This is a genomic window from Cognatazoarcus halotolerans (assembly GCF_009800965.1).
Classification (GTDB): domain Bacteria; phylum Pseudomonadota; class Gammaproteobacteria; order Burkholderiales; family Rhodocyclaceae; genus Cognatazoarcus; species Cognatazoarcus halotolerans.
The window spans coordinates 1-22,337 of sequence record NZ_WUAF01000006.1 but is presented as its reverse complement, the minus strand read 5'-3'; the positions used below and the strand labels follow the sequence as shown (position 1 = coordinate 22,337).

Sequence of the window (22,337 nt, the reverse complement as noted above, 5' to 3'; positions counted from 1 at the left end):
TACAGGAGACAAACGATGCAGGAGCCAACCGAGTCCGGTGCAAGTCCGGACACCCTCCCGTTTCCAACCATCCGCGACATCAAGGCTACGTCGCCCTTCCGTTGGCTGGCGCTGGCTTGGGATGACTTGCGCGCCTGCCCGGTACCAAGCCTTTTCTATGGATTCTGCTATGCGGCGATGGGGCTCCTGATCACCTTCGTCTTCGAACACGCCTACCAGTACACCGCCGGCCTCACCTCTGGCTTTCTCCTTCTCGGACCGTTGCTTGCGATGGGCCTCTACGAGATCAGCCGCCGACGCGAACTGGGCGAAACCTGTGCGCTTGCCCCAACGCTCACGGTATGGCGCCGCAACATCAGCAATCTCGCGATCTACACGGTTGTGGTCGGCGTCATCTTTCTCGTCTGGGCGCGCGCCTCGCTGGTGGTCTTTGCCTTGTTCTACACGAATGAGCTGCCCAACCTCTCCGGCTTCCTCGAGCAGATTCTCGCCCTCGAGAATCTCGAATTCCTCATGGTCTACTTCTGCGTCGGCCTGTTGTTCGCAACCATCGTCTTTGCCGTCAGCGTGGTCGCGATTCCGCTCATGCTCGACCGCAATCAGGATGCGATTACCGCGATGCTGGCCAGCGTTGGCGCCCTGGCCAAGAACCCGGCCACGATGATGGCCTGGGCCTTTGCCATCGTGGGAATGAGCCTCCTGGGTTTCCTGACCTTTCACATCGGGCTGGTCGTCGCCATGCCGATCATCGGTCACGCTTCGTGGCACGCCTATCGCGACCTGGTCGCACCGTTGCCCCGCAACTGATGTCGCCGGCGGGCCCGGATCGCACCGCCCATCGATCCGGGCTCAGCATGCCAGCTCGAGCAACAGGGGCTGGTGATCCGATGCAGCAACCTCGGCAAGGACCCGCAGGTCTCTGACTCGCGAAGTCAGTTCACCGGAAACGAAGAAGTAGTCGCAACAATATTGGCGGTCGGGCCATTCCGCGCCATGCAGACCGACCGATGGCTCGTGGGCCAGCGCGCCGTGACGGGAAGGCCAGGCATCGAACCAACCCGACGCCCCTGCCCCGCCCCCTGATGGCGCGATGATCGCCTGATACTCCGGCGAGCCCGGCTCGCAGTTCATGTCCCCGCACAACACGGCCGCCTCGCCACGCGCCGGAAGCCCGAATATGGACTCCCCCCGGTGAAGCGCACGCCCGTTCACCTGTCGCGCCTCGACAATGGCCTCCTGCTGGAGTCCCCAAAGCCTGCCGGCCTGCGCCAGTCGCTGCGGCTTCGAGTAATACTCCAGATGAGTGGTCAGAATACGTAGCGGGCCGCCCGCAGCGTCGATGCACACCTCAAGACATCCCCGCTGCATGCTCGGCACCGCCGGATCGGGCGGCGCAGGCAACAAGTGGCGAAAAACCTGACCGATCGGCAGACGGCTCATGATCATGTTGCCGAAGCCTCTCGTGCCACCGCATCCGTCGCCGCGCTCGAGAGAGGGAAAATAGATCGCGTGGTATTCGGGCAAGGCCGCCCGCAAATACGCCGGGCCATCCTCGGGCTCGGCCTGCCCTTTCAAACCGGGCCATCCGCACGCGACTTCCTGCAGGCAGATGATGTCCGGGCTACCGGCATCGCGCAGCACTGCGACGGTTCGCGCGAGATCGGCACGCCCGTCGGCGCCACGCCCCCACTGGATGTTCCAGCTCAGAACGTGCATTGGTCCTCCAATACACAAGTTTTAACAATCACCGCTATCCGCGGCTGCGCAGCCTGCGATACTTGCCAAAACGACGTCAGTCGCTGAAATAACAATAAACCAACGGTCAGTTCATGCAAGCCTCTTCAACCAGGAGTGGACGCGCCTCGGCTGCGCCGGGCGTCCGTCCCCATCGATTCGTTCCGTGCCCCGGCCCGCGGGCGGAACGGATCTCGTTTGCGCCGCCCGACGACACCCACGGTTGTCCCACATGAGCCCCCGCGGGCTGCCGGGCCTTGGTTCGGCGATCAGCCTGACACTCATGGGCACGGAACGAGCTGGCGCGGAACGCGACGATGTGCTCGCTCGATGGGTTGACAATCTGCCGGCAGATGCGCCGATCGTCAGTTGCCATATGCTCGAAGAGCGGCTCAAGGCGATTCTCGACGGCAATGCCAATCTTCGTCGTCGCCTTCGTCACGTCGAGATCCTGGAGCAGGGGCTACCTGCGCTGATCCGACGGCTCGAGGCTGTGCTCGCCAATGCGCCGCAGCCGCTGCCCGGTCCGCAGCGCAGTCTCGCCGCCAACGTACTGAGCCTGCTGAAACGTTTCGCGACGGGCTACCTCTCCCTCGCCCGCGAGATGTCGGGCCGCTGGCTCGCAACGGGTTTCGCCCGCCCGCTCGAGTCCGCGCTTCGCAGGGCCGCTTACATGGTGACGATCCGTATCGAGCTGGCCCACCGCGCCTATGCGAACCCCTCGGGAAACTGCTGGCGCCAGATGCTAGAGATCCACACCATCGCTCGGCGCGAGGGCTGTCTCGAACAATCCGATCCGGATAATCCGAGCGGCAGCATCGCCGGCCTGCATGCCAGAGCACTGCTGGTCGCACTCGCCGATCCGGGACGGCTCACCAATACCCAGATCGATCACGTCTGCTTCTATCTTCGCCGCCACGCGACGCTCGTAAGCTTTATCTCCCTGAGAGCGCTACCCTCAGAGCAGCGCAGCCAGACCGGCCTGTTCGTGATCGAGAACAACGGCCGGCCCGCGAGCCCGCTGTGGCGGGGCGGCAATCACGGTCCCGAGACCGTGATCATGGATGCCAGGCCGCTGTTGCGCAGGCTTCAAAGGCAAATCGATGCGCTGACCCAGGGTGCCTCGCCGGAACGCATCGGCTTGCCAGTCAATGCCGCCAACCCCGCATACCGATTGCTGCTGCAGTCACTCTCGCAGAAGTGGCAGCTTCCAAGGATGCGTCGGCACCCCAGGTCGCGATTCCTGCCACGCGCCGATCTGGTTGCGGGCTTTGAGCAGATTCACCGCTTCCTCGGCGATTCGGCCTTTGCCCGGCGGGCGGGCGAATCCGCACGGCTCGCCGATCCCGAGAATCCGGGCGAGTGGGCGATCGAGGACGAGAGCCCTGGCGGCTTCGGACTGCGCTACCTCGGCAATGCCTCGAGCACGCTCAGGGTGGCGGACGTGTGCGCGTTGCGTCCACGCGAACGATCGCTGGTGCACCTGTGCGTGATCCGCCGTGCGATCAATCTGGGCGACCGCGAATTCGACATCGGCGTCGAGGTCCTGGCAGCGCAAGGCATCAGCACCTCGATCAGCATACCTGCCGAGACCATCGGTGCGCCGCGTTCGCAGGCACGCATCATCCTGCTGCCGCGCGTACCCGCACTCGGGCGGCAGGCGGCAATCCTCGCCCCCGGCAGGACCATACGGGCACGCACCGAAATACTGGTCCACTGGCATGGCCGCACATGGCGGTTCGCAACCTGTGAGGCGATCGAACACTACGACTCCTGCGAACTGATTCCCCTGGATCCGCTGCCAAACGGCACATGACCGGCATCCGCGGGGCTTGCCGCGCTGGCATTGCGATGATGCCGGGGCGATAATCGCAGCGGGTCCAGCGGGCGCGCCCATGGTTGGCAAGCGGTCGCGCAGACATGCCCGAGCCCGGCAGGCCCCGCTCGTGAGGTCACGCGTCGCGTCGTGCCCGTTGCCGAGCCCCGGCCACCTGCCGCGCCCTGGCACGCGCCTTCACGAGTTCGACGCGATTTCCTTGTACACCGTCAAAACGTCCCGGCCCGCAAACCCCTTCCCGATGCCCCAATCGCGCGCACCACACTCTCCCCGCCTGGCACCTGCCCTCGCCACCGTGATCATCCTGGCAAGTATCCTGCCGGGCGCACTGCGAGTGGGAAGTGGCGCCCCCCTGCTGCCCGAAGCGGTGCGTTTGCTCGGGCTCGCAAGCCTGTTGCTATGGGCCGCGAGCCTGCTGTTGATGCTGCGCCTTCGCCCGCTCGAAGAAGCCGCCGGAGGACTCGATCGACTCTACTATCTGCATCACGTATGCGGCAGCATGGCCTACCTTTGCCTGCTTGCGCACCCCGTTCCGCTCTTCCTTTCGGCCTCGCAGCGGATACTCCCCGGGATATCGGACTGGCCACTCATGGCGGGGTGGGCGGCACTGCTCCTGATGATGGCGATGATGCTCGCCACCTTCCTGCTTCCGTTGCGGTACGCGCGCTGGAAGCAGGTCCATGCGGTCTCCGCACCGGCCTTCCTGCTCGCCGGCCTGCACGGAATCGTCCTGGCGCCGGGCGGTTATCCGCTCGACCGGTTCTTGGCTGCGGCCTCGCTGTTGATCGGTTGCGGCAGCCTCGTGGTCCGCTATCTCATGGAAGGCGGCCGCGTCAGATCGCTGCCCTACCGCGTCGAGCAAGTCATGCACCCCGCCACCGCCGTCACCGAGCTGGTGCTTTCGCCGGACCGTCTGATGGTTCGCCCCAAGCCCGGTCAGTTCGTCTTCGTGGCCTTCTTCGAAGGCCGGAATTTTCATGGATGCGGCGAGTTCCATCCCTTCACCGTGGTCAGCAGCGACCCCGGCAGCGGGCGCTTCACCCTCCTCGTCAAGGCGCTTGGAGATTGCACCGGGCACATGTGCGATATCGAGCCCGGCACCCGGGCGAGAGTCGAAGGCCCCTACGGAAACTTTCTGGCGACCATCGACGCGGCCCGCCCACAGCTGTGGATCGCCGGCGGCATCGGCATCACACCCTTCATTTCCGCAGCGGCAGCCCATCCGCCTGCCGCCGAGGCGGTCGACCTCTTCTACCTCTCCGGCAGCCCGGAGGAAGCTGTCGGGCTCGGGCAATTGCAGTCGCTCGCCGAGCGCAGACATCGTATGCAGCTGCATTGCCTGTACGGCAGACACGATATCGCGACGGTATGGCAGGAGATCACGAACCACGTTCCCGACGCAAAGGCACGGCAGATATTCATGTGCGGCCCTCCGGCATTGGTGGACGGACTGCGGACAACGCTGCTGCAGGCGGGCGTGCCGCAGGCGAACATTCACAGTGAGCGCTTTGACTTCAGATGAAAGGACTCGTCACCTGGGCCAGCGTCGCGTTCTGGGCAATCGTCGCCCTCGCGCTGGCACGCGCCCCTCTCCAGTCAGAGGAACCGTCCGCGGCCACTGCCACGGTCCATGCAAGCACCCAGGCGCCACCGCTGACGCGCGCCGAAACCGCGCGGCACGACCGGGCAGACGACTGCTGGATGATCATCGAAGGGCAGATATACGATTTTTCGACCTATCTCCCGCAGCACCCCGCGCCACCGCAGGCGATGCTCAAGTATTGTGGCAAGGACGCTACCGAAGGCTTTCTTACCAAGGACCACGCTCGCCCGCACTCGAACTATGCCCGCAACTTGATGGCACACTACCTGCTCGGCCCACTGCAGCCCTGAACGATGCACGCTCACAGTCACACGCACGATCAACACGACGAACACGGATCCGGCCGGCACGCGCACCACACCCATCATGGCCACGACCACCATGGACACAGCCATGCGCCACCGGACGACAGGCGGATACTGTTTCTCGCCCTGGCCCTGACACTGGGCTTTGCGGGCGTCGAAGCAGTGGCCGGCCTGGTCTCGGGTTCGCTCGCACTGTTGGGCGATGCGGGACACATGGTGACCGACAGCATGGCTCTGGCGCTCGCAGCCTTCGCCGCCGTGATCGCCCGCAGGCCCCCGACCCAACGGCTGAGCTATGGGTTCAATCGCGCCGAGGCGGTCGCGGGGCTCACCAACGGCCTGTTCATGATGGCCCTGATCGGCTGGCTGCTGTGGCAATCGGTGCACCGCCTGCTCGCCCCGGTTGCGGTCAGCGGCGACACGGTCACGGTGGTGGCGCTGGTCGGGCTTGTCATCAACCTGGTGGTCGCATGGCTCCTGTCGCGTGGAGAACAGAATCTCAACACCCGCGGCGCCCTGCTGCACGTCATGGGTGACCTGCTCGGATCGGTCGCCGCCCTGGCATCGGGACTGGTCATCACCTATACCGGTTGGACACCGATCGATCCGCTACTGACCATGCTCATCGCCGGCCTCATTCTCGGTTCGACGCTCAATCTGCTGCGTTCCGCGGTACGCACGCTGATGGAAGGCGTGCCCCCCGGGATCTCCCTGCCCGATGTCGGCCGGCGGCTGGCGCGCGAACCCGGCGTGCTGGCGGTCCACGACCTGCACATCTGGAGCCTGGACAGCAAACGCGTGGCACTCTCCGCCCACGTGGTGCTGCGGAAACTGGATACCTGGCCGACATTGCTCGGCCGACTGCAGAACGTGCTGGAAGAGGAATTTTCGATCGGCCACGCAACCCTCCAGCCAGAACTCGTGCCGGACGTACCGGTGGCGATCACCGCTCGTGCTGCCCATCCGCCGGCTCAAGTTGCGCCGCCGAATGCCGATTAGATCCATCAGCGAACGTACCGTCATCACCCGACTCCACCGACGACAAGACACAGACTCGATGCACTCAGCCCAGGAAATGATCTATTGCCTCGACAGGCTGCTCAGCCTGCCGGAAGTCTTTCATCGCATCGAGCGGGAAATCGATACGCCCGAATCCTCGCTGGAGGAGGTCGCGCGATTGATCAGCAACGATCCGGCATTGTCCATCCGGCTGCTTCACGTCGCCAACAGCGCGATGTTCGGTTTTCCAAGCCGCATCACCACCGTGACGCGGGCGGTCCAGTTGCTCGGACTGCGTCAGGTGCGGGATCTGTCGCTGGCGATCCTCGTCACCAGCACCTTCGGCGATCCCTGTGCAAAGGGGTTCGATGCGCGCGCCTACTGGCGGGCAAGCGTGTTGCGTGCGGTCGCCTCGACCGATCTTGCCCGCAAGAGCGGCATGAGCGAGCCGGAGAGACTGTTCCTGCTCGGCCTGCTGGCGGATCTGGGTCACATGGTGATGTACCTGACCATCGCCGACGAGGCACGCGCCGCCCAGGACTATGCAATCACGCACAGGCAGCCGCTTCACCTCGTCGAGCGTCAGACGATCGGCTGCGACTATGGCGAGGTCGGCGCGGCGCTGCTTTCCCAGTGGCGCCTGCCCGACAGCTTTGCACGTGCCGTGGCAAGCCAGTTCGAACCACGGCTTGCCGGCAGCGGCGCTCAGGAGGCCTCGATCATCTACCTCGCGAACCAGATCGCGCGTGCCGACCGCGACGGCCTGACATCCACCGAGATCATCGAGGAGTGCCCGCCCTTCATCTGGGATCTGTCGGCAGTCGAGCCGGACGAACTTCCCGCGGTGCGGGCCTCGGCGGAACTGGGTCTTGCAGCAGCCCTGGCGGTGTTCTTTCCGCGATAACCGGAACCGATGAAAGCCCCATCACGCCCGGGACCGAGCGAGCCCGCGAGTGCGCTGAGTTGCGTCATTCGCTGCGCGGGTCATCTCGCCATCTCACCCGCCTACTGCCTGGTACGCGACGGCCTGATCGAGGGCCACACGTCGAGCGCCACGATCGTGCACGCAATCTCGACCTCGCTGCCCGAGCAACGCAGCTTCCTCCGCCTGGTCAACTGGCTGATCCCCGGACAAGACGCGATCGACCAGGTCGGCCACGCGGTGAACCAGCTCGGCCTGCAATGCAGCCACGATCTCTTTCTGGCGGCCAGCCTGCACCGCATGCTCCACCGCCTCGACGAGGCTGCCTTTCGCGCGTTCCGCAGGTGGAGCCTGTCATGTGGCCTGGCAGCCCATTTCGCCTTCCGTCGACAAGCCCAGCCGGAATCGGCGCGCCCACTGCTCGAAGGACTTCTGGCACCGCTCGGCCTCCTGCTGCTTGCGCAATGCGAACCGCAAACGATGGCCCGGATACGCTCCGAGTGTGACGAAACAAGACCGCTGGCCGAGGCGATCAAGAACGCCTTCGGCTTCGGCCATCAGGCCGTGGCCGCGGAACTGCTGCGCTACTGGGGCGCCCCGGCGGGTCTGGTACAGGTCCTGAGCATGATGCAGGCTCCGGAAAGTGCGGCCCCGTACCAGCTCGAAGCCGCAAACCTCAACCTCGCCTGGCAGCTAGCCGAAGCCATGCAGCAAGGTCGCGATCCGGAAAGTGCCCGAGACTTCGCACCCGCTGCGGCATGGGCGATTTCGGGACTTCACCCATTCGATCTCGGCCAACTCGCCGCATTGGTGGATACGCATCGCGGCGGCCTGGCCGAAGCGCTCGGCTGGACGGACTGAGACGCGGCCGGCGCATCTGCCCAGCGTCACGCGAACCATCCTGTTGGCGCCGCTTCGCGGGCAGCACACCACGCTTCACCGCATGTCCTTGGGGACATTCTTGCGCGAAGGAATACGGGCCAGCCAGGCGCCGAGCCCGAGGCCGAGAAGCAGCAAGAAAAGCTGCAGCCCGGGACGATCCCGCAATATGTAGATCGACGACGAGAACGACACTGCCATGAGCGCCAGTCCCGCGAACTTGGCACGCGGCGGAATCGTGCGGGTCTCGTGCCACTCGCGTATCAGCGGGCCGAATACCCGGTGGCCGACGAGCATCGCATGCAATCTCACCGAGGCGCGCGAATAGCAGAAGGCTGCCAGCAGGATGAAGGGCGTGGTCGGCAGCACCGGCAGGAAGGCCCCGATGACGCCGAGCAGCAACGCCACGCTGCCGGCGATCCAGTAGGCGATGCGCATTGCCCGCGATTCGTGCAGACGTGGCTCGATCATGCGCAGTGCGTCCGCCAGCGGTTAGCGTCCGGACAATCGAACAGGCGCTGAGCAAGCGCCCAGCCGGCTTCAAGGCTCTCTTCGGCAGCTCGGCTCAGGCCCGCCCCCAGTTCAAAGGTCTCGCCACGCAGGCTGAGCATGAAGCATGGCGGCGCGTCCGCGCTGCAGACCCGTGCATAGACCTGCAGGACCTCGTCGGGCGAAAGAGCATGGCTACCCGTCGGCGGGCGGCGGGCTGCCTCGATCTGCCCGAGGCGGGCCGGCTCCACCTGATCGGCGTGGGCGTCAACGAACAGCGCCAGATCCGCCTCGCCAAGATCCAGGGCGTGTTCGACCTGGAACTGGAAATCGAAGACGCAGCGCACCGCGTCGATCCCAAGGGCCTCAATGCGCGCCAGCAGCAGCGGCCCGAGCGCATCGTCGCCGCGCGCATCGTTGCCCGCGGCCAGCACCACCACCCGGATCGGCGCCCCCTCAGTCACGACTCAGTCACGACTCAGGCGGTCGACCACGGCGCCGCCTGCATCGTGCAGCTCAACGATCAGCGGCATCTTGCCGAGCGCGTGGGTGGCGCAGGACAGGCAGGGGTCAAAAGCACGGATCGCCACCTCGATGTGATTGAGCAGCCCTTCGGTGAGCTCGCGCCCGTCCAGGTACTTGCGGGCCACGGCACGCACCGCATGGTTCATCGCCTGGTTGTTGTGGGTGGTCGACACGATGAGGTTGCACATCGAGACGAGGTCGTCGTCACCCACGCCGTAGTGATGGATCAGGGTGCCGCGCGGCGCCTCGATGATGCCCACCCCCTCGCCGGTCCGTACGCCGTCGGCCATGCGCTCGCCGGCGACCAGATCCGGATCGGGCAGCATCTCGCGGATGACCTCGGCGGCGTGCAGCATCTCGATCATGCGCGCCCAGTGAAAGGCCAGCGGCGCGTGCTGGATGGCCCCGCCGGTGTAGTCGATGAAGGCCTTGCGCTCGGCCTCGGCCAGCGGCGAGGGGATGAAATCGCAGTTCTGCACCCGCGCCAGCGGTCCCACCTTGTACCAGCCGGCCTGCGGCCCGAGCTCGGTCACATAGGGAAACTTCATGTAGCTCCAGGCACGCACCTCCTCGGTAATCAACGAGAGGTACTCCTGATCCGCCACATCATCGCGCAGGATGGTCCCGGCCGCATCGCGCAGACGCAGGTGGCCGTCGTAGAGGTCCATCGCACCGTCATCGCGGACCAAGCTCAGCAGGCCCGACTCGAAGTGGCCGAACTGGTCGTAAAGCGCCGGATCCGCCTCGTGCAGCCGGCGCACCAGCGCCACCGCACCCTGCGACCACGCCACCATCTGGTCGACCTCGGCCGCCAGCAGGTCGCGGTCGGCAGCGTCAAGGTGACGGTTGATGCCGCCGGGCACCGCCGCGGTGCCGTGGATGCGCTTGCCGGCGGTGGCACGGATCACCTCCTGTCCAAACTTGCGCAGCAGCACGCCCTGCTTCGCGACGTCGGGATGGGCACGTGCCACGCCGACGATGTTGCGCTGGCCCACCGGCGAGCCGAAACCGAACAGCAGGTCTGGCGACGACAGATGGAAGAAGTGCAGCGCGTGCGACTGCAGGATCTGTCCGTAGTGCATCAGCCGACGCATCTTGTCGGCGGTGGCGGTGACCGGCACCGCACCCACCACCCGGTCCAGCGCCTTGGCCGCGGCGAGGTGATGGCTCACCGGGCAGATGCCGCACAGCCGCTGCACCATCACCGGCACCTCCCAGTAGGGCCGGCCGCGGATGAAGGCCTCGAAGCCGCGGAACTCGACGATGTGCAGGCGCGCCTCGTGGATGTGACCGGCCTCGTCGAGCAGCAGCGTGACCTTGCCATGCCCTTCGACGCGCGACACCGGGTCGATTGCCACCCTGCGCAGGTTCTCGCGGTTGGGCGCCGTTTCGAGTTCGAAACTCATCTGCAACTCCTGGTCATTCGCTTGCCGGCAGGAACAGGCTCACGCCGCGTCCCGCTTCGTCGGGATAGCGGGTCTGGTAGCCGTGGCGGGCTTTCCAGTCGGCCTTGTCCCAGCGGCTGGTGCGGCTGTTGGCATAGTTGAACCACAGCGTGTGGTCCGGCCCCCCGCGGGTGATCACGCGCGCCACCGCCGCCTGGTCCGGATGCCGGAAACGCGCGCCGCTGGTGGAGAACACATAGTGCGCAGCCTTCACCGTGGCCAGCAGCGCGGTAGTGACATTGGCCTGGCTGCCGTGGTGTGGCAGCTTGAAGACATCGATCGGAAAAGGCACATCCACGCCATGGCCGCGCAGCTGCGCGAGGCGCGAGAATGCCGCCGCCATTACATCGGGATGGGCATCGCCCGCGAGCACCATCGAGCGGCCGCCGAACTCCGCCAGCAGCGCGATGCTGCTGCCGTTGGGCCTGGCGGTGTCGTCGCGGCTCGGGGTCATCGCCATGGCTTCGAGGTCTTCGCCGCGCGCCCGCGCCACCCGCGGCTGCGGGGTCTGGCGGCTGTGCTCGGCACGGTGCAGCGCGTCGAGATACTTCTGCCAGTCGCGGCCCAGCGCCTCGAGCCGATCGGGCGTCGGCGAGAGCACGGTGAGCCGCAGGCCCCAGTTGAACTGCACTTCGGGCGGCGAGAACGCCTCGCCTTCGTCGCGTACCGCGGCTCCGCCGCCGAAGGCCTCGTTCCACGCCAACGCCCTGCCCCCGCTACCGCCGGTGAGGATATCCACCAGGTTCTCGCCATCGCGAAACCCGCGCGGCCGCGGTGCATGACCGGGCAGGTGCCTGTAACCGTTGAACCACACCTCGCCGATCTCCAGCTTGAAGGCCGGGTCGGAGAGCAGGCGCACCATGCCGCCAATGTGATCGGCATCGACATGGGTCACCACCAGCAGCTCGATGCGCCCGCCCGGCAGCTCGGCCAGGCGTTTGGCGAGTCGCGGTGCGGTCGCTGGCGTGCCGCCGTCAACGAGCACATGGTGGACCTCGGCGCCACGACGACAGCTCAACAGCAGGCAATCGCCCTCGTCCGCCGGCAGCACCTCGAGCAGCAGCCCGTCCGGCGTCGGCGCGCAGAGTTGTGATCGCAATGAGGGCATCGGCGCGACGGTCATATGGATTCAGTCGAAATGCAGCAAGGGACCGGTAACCCGCGGGGTGCGGCCGTTCACCAGGTCGGCCAGGAATTTCCAGATCGCCTCGCCCGACGGCGGACAGCCGGGCAGGAAGTAATCGACACGCACCACCTCGTGGATCGGATGGACCTTGTCGAGCAGCAGCGGCAGCTCGGGGTCGTTGGGCACCGCGGCGCAGGCGAGGCCGGGCCGCGAGCGGTAGACCTCGTCGAGGCAGGCGCCGAGGTCCAGGTGGTTGCGCTGCGCCGGCAGGCCACCATTGACCGCGCAGGCGCCCAGCGCCACCAGGGTACGGCAGTTGGCCCGGAACTCGCGCAGCACATGCACATTCTCGGCATTGCACACGCCGCCCTCGACCAGCCCGATGTCGCAGGGCCCGCAATGCTTGATGTCGGTGAGCGGCGAGCGGTCGAAGTCGATCCGGTCGAGCAGCTCGAAGAGGTGCTCGTCGATGTCGAGCAGCGACATGTGGCAGCCGAAGCAGCCGGCCAGCGATACGGTCGCCACCCTGAGCTTGCGTTGTTCAATCATCGCCTGCAGCCTCCGGTCGCATCGCCACCAAGTGGATCGGCGCTTCGTCGTAGGTGCGCTGGCCGATCGGCACCGCGAAACCCACGCGCTTGTGCAGGATCACACCGACCGGGCAGATATTGGCGGCCATGTCGTCGGCGGAGAAGTCGGTGTCGGCGAGACGGCCGGATTCGGCATTGACCACCAGGTGCTTGTGGATGCCCCGGTTGGTGAGTGCGAAGATGCCCTTGCCGTCCTTGTCCCGCGACGCCCGCACGCACAGCTCGCAATAGATGCAGCGGTTGAAATCGAGCAGCACGTCGGGGTGCGAGGCATCGACCGGCCGGTCCGGGAAGAAGTGGTTGAAGCGCGGCGTCATCATCTCGAGATCGTAGGCCAGCGCCTGCAGCTGGCAGTTACCGCTCTTCTCGCACGACGGGCAGAAGTGATTGCCCTCGACGAACAGCATCTGCAGCAGCGCACGACGCTCGCCGTTCATCTCCGGCGTATCGCTCTCGACCTCCCAACCCTCCTTGGCCGGCATCGCGCAGCTCGACACATGGCGACCGGCGACCTTGACGATGCACAGCTTGCAGCTGCCGTGCGGCGGAAAATCCGGATGCCAGCACAGGTGCGGGATGTAGCGCCCGGCCGCGCGGGCCGCCTCGAGGATGGTCTGCCCCGGCTCGAAGGACACCGGCTGGCCGTCCAGCAGGAAAGTAGCGCTCATCGTGTTGCCCCCATTCCAGTGTCGAAGTGGGCGCCGGCGTCGTCGCGGCCGGTCATCTGTCGGGCACGCGCCAGCGCACCGTCGAGATCGAAGGCCGGCTGGAAGTCCGCGTGCTGGATGCGGCGCTCGTAGGCCGGACGGAACTTGAGCAGCGTATCGACCACCGGGTTCGGCGCGCTCGAGCCGAGCCCGCAGTGGCTGGCGTTCTTGAGCAGGCGGTCGAGCCAGTCGATGTCGGCAAGGTCCTGCAGCGCTCCGTAGCCCTCGGCGAGCTTGTCCATGTAGCCCTTGAGGAGTGCGGTGCCGACCCGGCACGGGGTGCAGAAGCCGCAGCTCTCGTGAGCGAAGAAGTGCACGAAGTTGCGCGCCACCTCGAAGATGTCGCGGCTCGAATCGAACACCATGAAGGCCCCGGCGCTGGGCACATCCTCGAAGGCGATGCGGCGCTGGAACTCGTACGGCGCCACCGTCACGCCCGATGCGCCGCCCACCTGCACCGCCAGCACATCGGCCGCGCCGCAGTCGTCGAGCACCTGCTGGATGCTAACCCCGAAGGGATATTCATAGACCCCCGGCCGGGCGCAGTCGCCCGAGATTGACAGGAGCTTGGTGCCGGCAGACTGGGCGGTGCCGGTAGCCGCGAAGGCCGCACCGCCATCGCGCGCGATGAGGCAGGTCTTGGCCAGCGTCTCGACGTTGTTCACCACAGTGGGACGGCCGAGGTAGCCATGGGTGACCGGGAACGGCGGGCGGATCCGCGGCGTGCCGCGCTTGCCCTCGAGCGATTCGAGCAGCGCGCTCTCCTCGCCGCAGACGTAGGCCCCCGCGCCGAGATGGATCGCGATGTCGAAGTCGAAGCCGGTCTGCCCGAGGATGCCGCTGCCCAGCAGGCCGGCGGCCCGGCGCGCGGCGAGCGTGGCTTCGAGCTGCGGCCGCAGCCAGGCGTATTCGCCACGCAGGTAGAGCAAACCGTCGCGGGCCCCGGTGGCCCAGGCGGCAAGCGTCATGCCCTCGAACACCAGGTCGGCGTGGCGGTTGAGCAGCACGCGGTCCTTGAAGGTGCCGGGTTCGCCCTCGTCGGCATTGCATACCACCACCTTGTCGGCGCCCGCCGCATCCCGGCAGGCCAGCCATTTGACCGCGGTGGTGAAGCCGGCTCCGCCGCGGCCGCGCAGCTTCGAGGCCTGCATCTGCGCGAGCCAGCCGTCGCGCCCCAGGGCAACCGCCTTCGCCAGCGCCGAGCCCGCGACCATCGGCGAGGACAGCAGTGCGTCGGCGCGGCGGATGTTGTCGTCTACATGAAAGAGTTCTTCCGGCCACGCAGAAAGCGGCGCGTCGTGGCGGATCAGGTCGCAGATTTCCATCACGCGCTGGTGGTTGAGCCGCCCGATCGCCCGGTCGTTGACCAGCACCGCGGGGCCCTGGTCGCCCATGCCGGTGCACGAGGTGGTGGACACCGTGACGCGCCCGTCGGCGGACGGCACGCCCGGCCTGAGCTGGAGATTCGCGCACATCGTCGCCATCAGGGCCTCGCTGCCCAGCATGCGATCGATGATGTTGTCGGAGAAGCGCACCCGGTAGCGACCGGCCGGCGCCAGGTGCAGGAAGCTGTAGAAACCCGCCACGCCCTCGACCCGCGATCTCGGCATGCCAAGCTGTTCGGCAAGGCGGCTGATCAGTGTCGGCGGAAGGAAATCGAGCTGCGCCTGCAAGGTCACGAGAATCTGCAGCAGGCGGTCCGGTGTCGAACCCGCGGTCCTCAGGACCTCGTCGATCAGGGCTTGCGGAACTTCAGCGCTCATGCTTCCTCCTGCTCAGTCCGGACGATTATACGTCCGGCCCAATCGGCACGGGGGCGGGTGACCGGAAGATCGAGCCCGGGTGCAAAAAATTTCCACAAAGCTTCCGCGGTGCGCCGCACCCGGTGTGGCGAGCCGTGTCCAATGTTCGAGCAAGGCGCCGGAGGAACACATAAGCATCTGATTTCTCGCCGTTTTCGCCCTCGAACACCGCAACAAAACGCTACTACATCTAGTATGGCGAAACCAATTGATGCACAAGCACAATTTTTAAGTAATTGATTTTTAACAATATCTTTTTTTTGCACTCAACAGGACATCGGAGTACTCTATGCGTCGAATTTCACACCTCCCAGTCCACACGGAAGACCAACAAGACATGAGCACGAGCGTCCACAGCCAGGAGACAGTGAGGGCCGATGCCTCCACCCTCGCACCGCAGGAAATTTCCGGGGAAGTCCTTGTCGAAAAATACGCCAAGGGCAACGAACAATCCGTAGCCGAAGTCCGCCAGCGCGTGGCCCGTGCCCTCGCCTCGATCGAAACCGAGGACAAGCGCGCCCACTGGGAAGCAAAGTTCCTCGAGGCCCAGGAAAAAGGGTTCATCCCGGCCGGACGCATCAACTCCGCCGCAGGCACCAACCTGCAGGCCACCCTCATCAACTGCTTCGTGCAGCCGGTGGGCGATTCGGTCACCGAATCGGTTGACGGCCGCCCCGGCATCTACACTGCGCTGGCCCAGGCCGCGGAGACCATGCGTCGTGGTGGCGGCGTGGGCTACGACTTCTCGAGCATCCGTCCCAAGGGCGCACTCGTTAAGGGCACCCAGTCCAACGCCTCCGGCCCGGTCTCCTACATGCGGGTCTTCGACCGCTCCTGCGAAACGGTGGAATCGGCCGGCGCACGCCGTGGCGCGCAGATGGGCGTACTGCGCTGCGACCATCCGGACATCGAGGAATTCATCCACGCCAAGGATGAAGGCGACCTCACCAACTTCAACATCTCGGTCGGCGTGACCGACGCCTTCATGAAGGCGGTCGAGGCCGGCACCGACGTGGAGCTTGCCCACAAGTCCGAGCCCACCGACGAAGTCAGGGAAGCCGGCGCCTATCAGCGCGAGGACGGCCAGTGGGTGTACCGCAAGGTGCCGGCGCGCGATCTGTGGGACCAGATCATGCGCTCCACCTACGACCACGCCGAGCCCGGCATCCTCTTCCTCGACCGCATCAACCGCGACAACAACCTCTACTACTGCGAGACCATCGAGGCCACCAACCCCTGCGCCGAACAGCCGCTGCCGCCGTACGGCTGCTGCTGCCTGGGCTCGATCAACCTGACCCCCTTCGTCAAGAACCCCTTCGGCGAAAAGGCCGAGTTCGACTTTGCCGCCTTCGGCAAGATCGTCGCGATCTCCACCCGCATGCTCGACAACGTGCTCGAGGCGACCCACTGGCCGCTCACCCAGCAGCACGAGGAAGCGCAGTCCAAGCGCCGCATCGGCCTCGGTTTCACCGGCCTCGGCAACGCGCTCGCCATGCTGCGCCTGCGCTACGACAGCGCCGAAGCCTGCGCCATGGCCTCGCGCATTTCCGAGTTCATGCGCGACCAGACCTACCTCGCATCGGTCGAGCTGGCCCGCGAACGCGGCGCCTTCCCGCTCTTCAACGCCGACATGTACCTGGCCGGCGGCAACTTCGCCTCGCGCCTGCCCAACGACGTCAAAGACAAGATCCGCAAGCACGGCCTGCGCAACTCGCACCTGCTATCGATCGCTCCGACCGGCACCATCTCGCTGGCCTTCGCCGACAACGCCTCCAACGGCATCGAACCGCCCTTCTCCTACACCTACACCCGCCGCAAGCGGATGGCCGACGGCACCTTCAAGGAATACGCGGTCGAGGACTACGCATGGCGGCTGTACCGCCACGGCGGCGGCAATGTAGACAAGCTGCCCGACTACTTCGTCACCGCACTCGAAATCTCCGCCAAGGCGCACAAGGACATGGTGGCCGCGGTCGCGCCCTACATCGACACCTCGATCTCGAAGACCGTCAACGTGCCCGAGGACTACCCCTACACCGAGTTCGAAGGCCTCTACCTGTCCGCCTGGAAGGCCGGCCTCAAGGGCCTCGCCACCTACCGCCCCAACTCGGTGCTGGGTTCGGTGCTGTCGGTCACGCCGAGCGCCGAGCAGAAGCAGCCGCACGACGTCGACATCCTCGACGCCAACAAGCGCCTGTCGATCAAGAGCCTGCCCGCACCAGTGCTCTCCAGCCTGCGCTGGCCCGGCCGCCCCGACACCCCGGACGGCAACCTCTCGTGGACCTACATGCTGTCCACCCCGGCGGGTGAGTTCGCGCTCTTCGTCGGCCAGATGGAAAACCCGGACGGCGGCGCCGGCGCCTTCCCCTTCGAAGTCTGGGTGAACGGTGCCGACCAGCCGCGCGGCCTCGGCGCCGTGGCCAAGACCCTGTCGATGGACATGCGCGCCAACGACCGCGGCTGGCTGCAACTCAAGCTCGACACACTGGCCCGCACCGTCGGCGAAAAATCCTTCGAGATGCGCCTGCCCCCGCACGGCGAGAAGAAGCTCATGCCCGGCGTGGTGTCCGCCTTCGCCCAGGTAGTGCGCTACCGCTGCGAGAAGATCGGCGCCCTCGACGGCGAAGGCCCGACACCGGTGCTCGACACCCTGTTCACCCGCGAAGAACCCAAGACCGGCACCGACGGCACCCTCTCCTGGACGGTCGACATCAACAACCCGGCCACCGGCGAAGACTTCGTGCTCGGCCTCAAGGAGATCACCCTGCCCGACGGCGACACTCGCCCCTACTCGGTCTGGCTCTCCGGCAACTACCCGCGCGCCCTCGACGGCCTGACCCGCATCCTGTCGCTCGACATGCGCGTGATGGACCCGGCCTGGATCGGCATGAAGCTGCGCAAGCTGCTCAACTACCCGGAACCCCTGGGCGACTTCATGGCCTTCGTGCCCGGCTCGCGCAAACAGCAGAACTGGCCCTCCACCGTCGCCTACATCGCCGCGCTGATCATCCACCGCTACGCGATGCTCGGCGTGCTCGACGAAAAAGGCTACCCCAAGCGCGAAATGGGCATCCTCGAAGCCCCCCGCGACGACAACGAGCCCAAGCTCATGCAAGGCGCGCTGTGCAACGAATGCGGCAACCACTCGGTGATCCGCAAGGACGGCTGCGACTTCTGCACCGCCTGCGGTGCGGTGGGGACCTGCGGCTGATTGGTCGGTGACGACCCCGGTACGTTCGGACCGGGGGTTGCATGTAAAACGCCGACGGGAAATCGTCGGCGTTTTTTGTTAGCGGGGTTGCCTTCAAGCTCGATCACGCAGATGCGCTCGTTCGGAACTCCCGGCCGGGATGTTAGAAAGAGCGACCTGACCCCGACGCTGTTACGACCTGACCCCGCCATTCCAGAGCTTGGCCCAGATCCAGTTGCGAATCGGGTTGAGCCGTCTTGGGAGGTGACGGGTCTGCTGTTTCCGATTAGGACGTACTAAACAGGACGAGAGGACTGAATATCATGGAATTCTTGGCTCGTTCAGTGGGTTCGTTTGTCATGGTGACGCAATGTTTTGCGTCGGATAGGATGGCTACTTAACGTTAGCCACTAATTCAACAGGAGGCATCGAATGTCCAAAGCCGATTTTCAGATCGAAGAGTTCAAAGCGATCCGTGCGGAATTGGCAGTGTTATTGGGCACGAACACATCTTTGCTTCAGTATGCACTCGTGATAGCGGCAGCAGTTTTCTCGTGGCTTGCAACTCAAGCCGTTGGCCAAGACCAACACGGCGTTTGCTCCAAGTTGCCAGTCGAACTCCTAGCGGTTGTCTGGTTTATTCCTGCGGCGTGCGCTTTCTTCATCGGAATTGTTGCGGTGTCGATTCACGTCCGCGCAATGCACATGGGCAAATATCTCCTCCAGCTTGAGCAAAGAGTGGAGGAAGGCGCTTTAGGATGGGAACGTTTTAATCAACCCTCGCGCAATTTCAGGTACTTGGTACCAGGAACGGTTGCCGCACTCTGGCTGATCGGTACCGTGGCGTGCGGGGTTGTCGGCAACAATGCCTACCACTATCACACCGAGACAGCAAAGAGATCCTGTGAACCCGCGAAATAGTGCACGTTACGAGGAGTCCTGTCATTCAATTCGCCACGAAAGCGGGTCCCGCGGCTAACCCGGCAGTCGAGCGGACCTGCGCAAAAAGCCGCGCAGTCCGCTCACTTCTGCGTTAGCCATCGGGAACGCATCATGCGGAGGCTGTCCTCCACCAGGAAGCTTATAGAGGCTGCTGGCATCCAGGGAACTTTAGCGCAAGTGGTGCTAAGTGCCCTGGCCCTTGCATCGGTAGGACTGGCTCACTTTATTGGTTTTCTGCGGCATGTCGCAGACCCGTTTGTGCCTGTCATTGCCCAGGAAATGGCGCCAGGTTTTGTTGCCACCTTTTTCCTGTACCTGGCCTTCTGTGCAATTACAGGTAGAGTCATTGCGATGTTGCTAGTGCTGACCGTAAATTCACTGGCCTACTTAATTGTTCTCGTGCTTCGCCGAGGGCCAGTGTCTCGCGGCCGAAGGATCATCCGTTTGTTAAATGCCGAGCGTGGTGCGATAACTCCGTTCCATGTGGTGTTTGCTTTGATGATCTTCTCTTATACCTATATTGATGTTTCGACGGTGCCTTCGCGGTACCTATTGGAGCTCCTTGGGGCACTGGTCTTGCTTTTCGCGCTGACAATTCGAGCTACGTTCTACGTTCGCACTTTCTCTAGAACATTGAGCCGCGGTATCGCGACTGCCTCCCCCAGCCGAGTACGAACGCTATTGGGTGCAATAGTCTTAGCGTTTGGTTCGGTGCTGGTTGTCTCATATCTCGCAGGATCTTCAAGGTTTCATAAGCTTTGGGTGGACAATGACGTTGAGTACTACTCAGACCAGTTCTCTGGCTACCTAAACGTTCTTCTCATTTCAGATCGAACGGTTTTAGCGATGCAGCACAATGGTCTCGCCCAGAGGCAGGTACTGATTAGAGGCGCTTACTCTTTGGCCGAAGTCGTACCAACGCCAGAAGGGTTCCCGCAGTTCCCGAGGCTGAACCGGAAAGAGCCGTGAGTGGTCTGTAGGCCGATGGCTAACACCTTGGTCAACCGGACACGCCACGGCATGCCGGTTACCGCGACGTTAGGGCCATCCTCAGTAACCCAATCTCTTAGGGCTGACAATGCAAGAAATACTGAAGAACCTACCAGATATCATCAAGGCAGCAGCATCTAGCAACCTTGGAATTGTTGCGCTGATGTTGATAGTGTTGGCCGGTCTGTCCTACGGTTTTTTTCGGCGATCGAAAGAGGTCTGGCGATTCGCTGCGCTAGCTCTAGTGTTCACTGGCTGCCTGTCTTTTGGTTACGCCGTATTCAGATCCGCACAGGAAATCCCCGCTCCGCAGCAGCATACAGGCCTATCTTCAAGCATGGAGAAATGGATTACAGAGGCAGAAATCGCCCGATCAGCTAAGACAATATCTCCTGAGGCCCAATTGCCAACCCAGCTTTTGGACGCTAGAAATAAGTTCGAACTGTCATGGAAACAAGCGTCCCTTATCGAGCGTAAGGCACAAGACACAGAAAAAGTCTCGAAGGCTCTTTCATATCTGAACAGGATTTACCGGACCACGGAAAATGACAGTTCGTTAAAACCCAATGCAGTGTTCTGGGCAGACGAAGCAATTCACCATTTCGGCGAAATTCAAAACAAGCGATTTCTCACTGAAGCCATTCTCGATAAGGCGGCAATCTATTTGGACGTGGCACAACTTGGGCACAATGACAAACAACAATTCGAATCTGTTGCACGGGATGGCGATGCCATTATGGTTAAGGCGTATCAAATTGCCAGTGAAGATCAACGGCCTTCAGTGCTGAGAATATCTTCGCGTTTCTACTATAACCTTGCACGTCCTAAGAGCTTCCGATTGTCTGATGATTGGGACAATAACTACCTGTTACTGTCCTATGAGAAAGCAAAAGCCGCATACGAAATGGCGCCAATGGATAGCAAGAACGCAAATCAGCTAGCCAGAACAGTTATTAAGGCATCAAAGAATCCGCCGCAAGATTCTGACAGGGAGTGGACAAGACGGCTTCGGGATTCCCAGCAAAAATTGAAGGCCGCGTGGTCGGCAAATCAGTCGGGGCTAGTTGGGCTAGACCAACGTTTATCGCCTCTCAATGTTCTTGGCGTGTCGACGCTAGAGACCGTTGCCAGAGAGTGGCGAGACCTGTCGTCCTCTGAAAAGTCGTCTAAGGCCTCTGGGTACATTTCAGAAATTGAGGCTGATGCATTATCGCCCCTACGTGAGGCCACCGCTCTACTACAGAACTCCGAGCTTAGAAAGTCATATGGTTTCGATCTTTATTACGACATTTCACGCGCCCAAGCTTTAAAGACAGCAATTCTTAGAACACTGTCAGCCGATAGAGCCAAAAAAGAATTCGACGATTTGAAAAAGAACTTATTGACGGCTAAAGAGAATGCAAAGACCTCTCAACTGGAAGCGGCCGCCAAAGACATTGATAGAGAAATCACCTTCACTTTTCTTGCAAGCAACTACCGGACGGAATTACGCCAACTTTTGTCTGTTGGGGTTAGATAGTCATGAAGCATATTGGCCCTAACAACGCCATCAACTCGGACGTGCAAAAGCGCCGCTCCGCTCTGCTTTTGCACGCCGGTTATGTCGAACGTTGAGGCTGTAGAAAAACCCTCCCCTCCCGCCAATCCGCCCAATGCCCCCGGTATAATTCGGCATCTCCCACCGGAGCCTCCCGATGCCGCGCTTCAAGACCCCCGATTATGGTTTGAAGATGATCCCGGTGGATTTCGAGCGGCAGGTCTTGCCCGGTTCGTTCGAGTTCGCGCTGTGTCATCTGGTCGATCGGGAACTCGATCTGTCGGACCTCCGTGCCCGCTTTCGCAACGATGTTACGGGGGCTGTCAGTAGGAACCCAATAATCCCCAGTTGTGGGAACTGAAAATTCCCCACCCATTTTTGACAAGGAGTTCAAAGATGGAAGGGAAGAATGAAGTGGCCGATGCTCTCGGCCCGCGGGCCGAGAGCATCGGCGGCGTTAATGTTTCCGTGTCCAGTACTGGCACGGAGGCGCAGATGGTCGGCAAGGAACGATGGGAGCAGATCCAGCGATTGCGGGCAGCCGGCCAGAGCGTGTCGGCCATTGCGCGGCAGTTGGAACTGGACCGCAAGACGGTGCGCTACTGGCTGCGGCAGTCCGAATGGAGGCCGTACCGCCGGGCCGGGAAGGACGAGACGGTTCTGTCGGCGCATCGTGCCTGGCTTGTTCGGCGGGCACCGCAGGTGAGCTACTCGG

Annotated in this window: 21 protein-coding genes; 13 read left to right on the top strand and 8 right to left on the bottom strand. The window is 63.6% G+C overall.

The genetic code is table 11. The features are described from left to right. The first annotated feature begins 15 nt into the window (after positions 1-15). The gene (locus GQB03_RS09275; protein WP_159687831.1) at positions 16-807 is read left to right on the top strand and encodes a DUF2189 domain-containing protein; all 792 of its coding nucleotides are present in this window, start codon (positions 16-18) and stop codon (positions 805-807) included. Positions 808-849: 42 nt separating this feature from the next. On the opposite strand, the gene GQB03_RS09270 is transcribed toward GQB03_RS09275, so the two are convergent. Continuing rightward, positions 850-1,716 (bottom strand): endonuclease/exonuclease/phosphatase family protein, encoded by an 867-nt coding sequence (locus GQB03_RS09270; RefSeq protein WP_159687826.1) that lies wholly within the window; start codon positions 1,714-1,716, stop codon positions 850-852. A 250-nt stretch (positions 1,717-1,966) separates the two neighbouring features. Here GQB03_RS09270 and GQB03_RS09265 point away from each other — a divergent pair, with 250 nt between their 5' ends. The 6 genes from GQB03_RS09265 (at position 1,967) to GQB03_RS09240 (ending at position 8,261) form a co-directional block, all read left to right on the top strand. Continuing rightward, positions 1,967-3,550, top strand: a complete 1,584-nt coding sequence (locus tag GQB03_RS09265) for a hypothetical protein (RefSeq protein WP_159687823.1) — start codon at positions 1,967-1,969, stop codon at positions 3,548-3,550. A 262-nt stretch (positions 3,551-3,812) separates the two neighbouring features. Next, positions 3,813-5,093 carry a ferredoxin reductase family protein gene (locus GQB03_RS09260; RefSeq protein WP_159687820.1) on the top strand — a complete coding sequence of 427 codons (1,281 nt, stop codon included), beginning with the start codon at positions 3,813-3,815 and terminating at the stop codon, positions 5,091-5,093. After that, positions 5,090-5,464: a cytochrome b5 domain-containing protein gene (locus tag GQB03_RS09255; protein WP_159687817.1), complete on the top strand. Its 375-nt coding sequence runs from the start codon at positions 5,090-5,092 to the stop codon at positions 5,462-5,464. Before GQB03_RS09260 ends, GQB03_RS09255 begins: the two co-directional genes overlap by 4 nt. Before the next feature lie 3 nt (positions 5,465-5,467). Beyond that, positions 5,468-6,478 (top strand): cation diffusion facilitator family transporter, encoded by a 1,011-nt coding sequence (locus tag GQB03_RS09250; RefSeq protein WP_159687814.1) that lies wholly within the window; start codon positions 5,468-5,470, stop codon positions 6,476-6,478. 58 nt (positions 6,479-6,536) lie between these two features. Continuing rightward, positions 6,537-7,382, top strand: coding sequence for an HDOD domain-containing protein (locus GQB03_RS09245; protein ID WP_159687811.1), 846 nt, complete (start codon positions 6,537-6,539; stop codon positions 7,380-7,382). 9 nt (positions 7,383-7,391) lie between these two features. Next, positions 7,392-8,261 carry an HDOD domain-containing protein gene (locus GQB03_RS09240; RefSeq protein ID WP_159687808.1) on the top strand — a complete coding sequence of 290 codons (870 nt, stop codon included), beginning with the start codon at positions 7,392-7,394 and terminating at the stop codon, positions 8,259-8,261. A 75-nt stretch (positions 8,262-8,336) separates the two neighbouring features. Here the strand turns inward: GQB03_RS09240 and GQB03_RS09235 are convergent, their stop codons facing one another. Genes GQB03_RS09235 through GQB03_RS09205 form a run of 7 tightly spaced genes read right to left on the bottom strand, consistent with a single transcriptional unit; the run spans position 8,337 to position 14,924 of the window. Further along, positions 8,337-8,750: a YbaN family protein gene (locus GQB03_RS09235; RefSeq protein WP_200832162.1), complete on the bottom strand. Its 414-nt coding sequence runs from the start codon at positions 8,748-8,750 to the stop codon at positions 8,337-8,339. Beyond that, entirely contained in the window at positions 8,747-9,232 is a 486-nt protein-coding gene (locus GQB03_RS09230; RefSeq protein ID WP_159687805.1) for a hydrogenase maturation protease, read from the bottom strand. The genes GQB03_RS09235 and GQB03_RS09230 overlap by 4 nt, the downstream gene beginning before the upstream one ends. Positions 9,233-9,235: 3 nt before the next feature. Further along, complete coding sequence (locus GQB03_RS09225; protein ID WP_159687802.1) at positions 9,236-10,699, bottom strand: Ni/Fe hydrogenase subunit alpha; 1,464 nt, start codon at positions 10,697-10,699, stop codon at positions 9,236-9,238. Between the two features lie 13 nt (positions 10,700-10,712). Continuing rightward, positions 10,713-11,837, bottom strand: a complete 1,125-nt coding sequence (locus tag GQB03_RS09220) for a ComEC/Rec2 family competence protein (RefSeq protein ID WP_159687799.1) — start codon at positions 11,835-11,837, stop codon at positions 10,713-10,715. A 30-nt stretch (positions 11,838-11,867) separates the two neighbouring features. Further along, positions 11,868-12,413, bottom strand: a complete 546-nt coding sequence (locus tag GQB03_RS09215; RefSeq protein ID WP_159687796.1) for an NADH-quinone oxidoreductase subunit B family protein — start codon at positions 12,411-12,413, stop codon at positions 11,868-11,870. Then, complete coding sequence (locus tag GQB03_RS09210; protein WP_159687793.1) at positions 12,406-13,122, bottom strand: 2Fe-2S iron-sulfur cluster-binding protein; 717 nt, start codon at positions 13,120-13,122, stop codon at positions 12,406-12,408. Before GQB03_RS09210 ends, GQB03_RS09215 begins: the two co-directional genes overlap by 8 nt. Next, the gene (locus GQB03_RS09205; protein ID WP_159687790.1) at positions 13,119-14,924 is read right to left on the bottom strand and encodes an NAD(P)H-dependent oxidoreductase subunit E; all 1,806 of its coding nucleotides are present in this window, start codon (positions 14,922-14,924) and stop codon (positions 13,119-13,121) included. Before GQB03_RS09205 ends, GQB03_RS09210 begins: the two co-directional genes overlap by 4 nt. A 376-nt stretch (positions 14,925-15,300) precedes the next feature. Here GQB03_RS09205 and GQB03_RS09200 point away from each other — a divergent pair, with 376 nt between their 5' ends. The 6 genes from GQB03_RS09200 to GQB03_RS09175 all read left to right on the top strand — a co-directional run. Beyond that, positions 15,301-18,174 carry an adenosylcobalamin-dependent ribonucleoside-diphosphate reductase gene (locus tag GQB03_RS09200; protein WP_200832161.1) on the top strand — a complete coding sequence of 958 codons (2,874 nt, stop codon included), beginning with the start codon at positions 15,301-15,303 and terminating at the stop codon, positions 18,172-18,174. Between the two features lie 411 nt (positions 18,175-18,585). Beyond that, on the top strand, positions 18,586-19,074 hold the full coding sequence (locus tag GQB03_RS09195) for a hypothetical protein (RefSeq protein ID WP_159687784.1): 489 nt from the start codon (positions 18,586-18,588) through the stop codon (positions 19,072-19,074). 132 nt (positions 19,075-19,206) lie between these two features. Beyond that, complete coding sequence (locus GQB03_RS09190) at positions 19,207-20,064, top strand: hypothetical protein (RefSeq protein WP_159687781.1); 858 nt, start codon at positions 19,207-19,209, stop codon at positions 20,062-20,064. A gap of 109 nt (positions 20,065-20,173) precedes the next feature. Next, positions 20,174-21,604, top strand: a complete 1,431-nt coding sequence (locus tag GQB03_RS09185) for a hypothetical protein (RefSeq protein ID WP_159687778.1) — start codon at positions 20,174-20,176, stop codon at positions 21,602-21,604. Between the two features lie 175 nt (positions 21,605-21,779). Continuing rightward, a complete protein-coding gene (locus GQB03_RS09180) occupies positions 21,780-21,983 on the top strand; it encodes a hypothetical protein (protein WP_159687775.1) in 204 nt (67 codons plus the stop codon). 35 nt (positions 21,984-22,018) lie between these two features. Further along, positions 22,019-22,337 (top strand): helix-turn-helix domain-containing protein (locus tag GQB03_RS09175; RefSeq protein ID WP_235027003.1); only part of this gene is annotated, 319 nt, incomplete at its 3' end.

Excerpts from the sequence above, each read along its gene's own strand:
- GQB03_RS09275 (WP_159687831.1), top strand. The coding sequence starts at position 16 with ATGCAGGAGCCAACCGAGTCCGGTGCAAGTCCGGACACCCTCCCGTTT.
- GQB03_RS09270 (WP_159687826.1), bottom strand. The coding sequence starts at position 1,716 with ATGCACGTTCTGAGCTGGAACATCCAGTGGGGGCGTGGCGCCGACGGG.
- GQB03_RS09265 (WP_159687823.1), top strand. The coding sequence starts at position 1,967 with ATGAGCCCCCGCGGGCTGCCGGGCCTTGGTTCGGCGATCAGCCTGACA.
- GQB03_RS09260 (WP_159687820.1), top strand. The coding sequence starts at position 3,813 with ATGCCCCAATCGCGCGCACCACACTCTCCCCGCCTGGCACCTGCCCTC.
- GQB03_RS09255 (WP_159687817.1), top strand. The coding sequence starts at position 5,090 with ATGAAAGGACTCGTCACCTGGGCCAGCGTCGCGTTCTGGGCAATCGTC.
- GQB03_RS09250 (WP_159687814.1), top strand. The coding sequence starts at position 5,468 with ATGCACGCTCACAGTCACACGCACGATCAACACGACGAACACGGATCC.
- GQB03_RS09245 (WP_159687811.1), top strand. The coding sequence starts at position 6,537 with ATGCACTCAGCCCAGGAAATGATCTATTGCCTCGACAGGCTGCTCAGC.
- GQB03_RS09240 (WP_159687808.1), top strand. The coding sequence starts at position 7,392 with ATGAAAGCCCCATCACGCCCGGGACCGAGCGAGCCCGCGAGTGCGCTG.
- GQB03_RS09235 (WP_200832162.1), bottom strand. The coding sequence starts at position 8,750 with ATGATCGAGCCACGTCTGCACGAATCGCGGGCAATGCGCATCGCCTAC.
- GQB03_RS09225 (WP_159687802.1), bottom strand. The coding sequence starts at position 10,699 with ATGAGTTTCGAACTCGAAACGGCGCCCAACCGCGAGAACCTGCGCAGG.
- GQB03_RS09215 (WP_159687796.1), bottom strand. The coding sequence starts at position 12,413 with ATGATTGAACAACGCAAGCTCAGGGTGGCGACCGTATCGCTGGCCGGC.
- GQB03_RS09210 (WP_159687793.1), bottom strand. The coding sequence starts at position 13,122 with ATGAGCGCTACTTTCCTGCTGGACGGCCAGCCGGTGTCCTTCGAGCCG.
- GQB03_RS09205 (WP_159687790.1), bottom strand. The coding sequence starts at position 14,924 with ATGAGCGCTGAAGTTCCGCAAGCCCTGATCGACGAGGTCCTGAGGACC.
- GQB03_RS09200 (WP_200832161.1), top strand. The coding sequence starts at position 15,301 with ATGAGCACGAGCGTCCACAGCCAGGAGACAGTGAGGGCCGATGCCTCC.
- GQB03_RS09195 (WP_159687784.1), top strand. The coding sequence starts at position 18,586 with ATGTCCAAAGCCGATTTTCAGATCGAAGAGTTCAAAGCGATCCGTGCG.
- GQB03_RS09190 (WP_159687781.1), top strand. The coding sequence starts at position 19,207 with ATGCGGAGGCTGTCCTCCACCAGGAAGCTTATAGAGGCTGCTGGCATC.
- GQB03_RS09185 (WP_159687778.1), top strand. The coding sequence starts at position 20,174 with ATGCAAGAAATACTGAAGAACCTACCAGATATCATCAAGGCAGCAGCA.
- GQB03_RS09180 (WP_159687775.1), top strand. The coding sequence starts at position 21,780 with ATGCCGCGCTTCAAGACCCCCGATTATGGTTTGAAGATGATCCCGGTG.